The following is a 1,532-nucleotide window of genomic DNA, read 5'->3' as shown; positions in this document are numbered from 1 at the left end:
GGTGGGAGGGAAGTTATGTCTGCAGGAACCTTTGCTGCGGCCGGGTCGTCCGGCCCCTGATCCAGTCTGAAGGGCGGGTATTCGTCCCGCATCAGAAGGGTGTAGGCGGCGACGCGGTAGATCCACCGGTTGATTCCCATGATCAGGTCGAAGAGCGGGCGCTGGTACCGTCCGGTGAACAGAAGCATGATGGCGGCTATGAGAACCAAAAGCCCCAGCAGGGACAACCCGGCATTGCGGCCGTAATCCGACGACCAATTCTCGGTACTGTCCCACGTTGACCATGCGGCGCCAGTGAACAGTGCCACGATCATCAGGTGGGGAATGGCCAGCAGCCACCATTTCACCACGACGAGCCCATGGGAGAGCCTGGCTGGGTAGTCGACGCTGAAATCGGCAGGGTAGTCGGCGGAGTCCAGGGTGAAGGGCGGGTACTTGTCGGTGGCCAGCGCCGAGTATGCGTAGAACGTCACCCGCCAGTTCCACCGCAAGACGCCGACGGCGAAGTCGAAGAGCGGGCGTGGGTAACGGCCGGTGAACAGGATGGCGAACCCGGAAATGATCGTAGTGATGACGACGGCAATCCACAGGAAGAACAAAATGATGAAATGCGGTATAGCCAGAAGCCATTTCACCAGCCACAGCCCACGCGACAAGTCTGGATCCAAGTGCCCGGACAGCCGGGCTGGGTAGCTCTTCCCCGTTACCAGCTGGGCGGATTGAAGTGGCTGAACAGAGTGGTCGGTGTAGCCGGGTCGGCCGGATTGGTTGGGGTGGTCGGATCCATGGGCAGACGAACGCCTGCCGATCAAAATGGCACCGAGGGTAATCAGTCCAGCACCGATGACCAGGATGACAATCCCGCCGATCCACAAGCCGGGGCCGAATGCTCCGAACAGGGTGGAACGGACCGCGGCTTGGACGTTGGCGGTGACCCCTGTTCCGGCGTCGGCGTTCATGATCACCAGAACCCAGTCGCCGCTGCGCAAGTCCATGGTGACCTGCTGTATGCCCGGCCCGGATGAGGAGACGGCCCAGAAGTTTTGCCCGGATGGCGGACTGGGAACGGTTTGTCCTGGCACGTCCCGGTAGCCGACCCTGAAAGGCAACGCTTCCACGCGGGTAATTACGGTGGTGTGGACGCCTGCGAGATAACGGTCGACGTCGGCCTTGGCGCCGATGCCGATGAAGACCTCCCCGCCGGGTGCCGTTGACTCGGCAGCTAGGCGAAGACTGCCCAGATCGAAGGGAGGCAGGTCGGCACCGACTCGTGCCGGGGGTGTGATGAGTGCATGGGACGGGGCGGAGAATTCACGCACCGGTGACTTGAGATAACCGTCTGATCCCTGCTGCGACATGACCGCGGCCGTGGCAGCACCACCAACAATTCCCCCCACACCCACCAGCGCGAACAGGACACCCAGCACCAAGGCGACAATTGCGCCCGCGATTCCCCTGCGACCAGAGCTTGGGCGAGGTGCCCCGCCGTCGACCATTGGATTGACCGTCATATCAATACTCCCCCTTCGTAG

The 1,532-nt window shown here is 62.2% G+C and carries 1 protein-coding gene; it reads right to left on the bottom strand.

What is annotated here, in order from left to right; translation table 11 throughout:
* Nucleotides 1-1,511: DUF4389 domain-containing protein (locus tag Q4P21_RS13815; RefSeq protein ID WP_303389328.1), on the bottom strand; the 1,511-nt coding region annotated here is incomplete at its 3' end.
* Nucleotides 1,512-1,532 lie beyond the last annotated feature (21 nt).

Origin of the sequence: Arthrobacter sp., from assembly GCF_030540645.1 — a bacterium.
Classification (GTDB): domain Bacteria; phylum Actinomycetota; class Actinomycetes; order Actinomycetales; family Micrococcaceae; genus Specibacter.
Note: the sequence above shows the minus strand (reverse complement) of the source record. Positions and strands in the feature narration are given on the sequence as shown.